Genomic DNA, 256 nt, shown 5'->3' with positions numbered 1-256 from the left:
AGTCCAGTCCTTCATCGCCAATGGCTATGACCGCGAATACCGCGTCAAGGACGGCAATCTCGTTGATCTCGAACTTGGATCGATCCTCGACGCGTGCACCATTCGCGTCGACGCGGCGTTGCGCCTCGAGAGCGGCGATGACGGCGAAGACGCCTCCAACATTTACGCGATCACCGATCCGGCGACACGGCACAAAGGCCTGTTGGTCGACGCCTTCGACGTGGTCCACGAAATTTGCACGAGGGACCTGTCCGAG

1 pseudogene is annotated in these 256 nt (G+C 60.2%); it reads left to right on the top strand.

Features of this window, described 5'->3' with window-relative positions:
* A pseudogene (locus SB786_RS36865) lies at positions 1–256 on the top strand (hypothetical protein); the annotation flags it as partial.

The sequence above is a fragment of the Burkholderia sp. SIMBA_062 genome (assembly GCF_046534765.1).
Classification (GTDB): domain Bacteria; phylum Pseudomonadota; class Gammaproteobacteria; order Burkholderiales; family Burkholderiaceae; genus Burkholderia; species Burkholderia ambifaria.
Note: the sequence above shows the minus strand (reverse complement) of the source record. Positions and strands in the feature narration are given on the sequence as shown.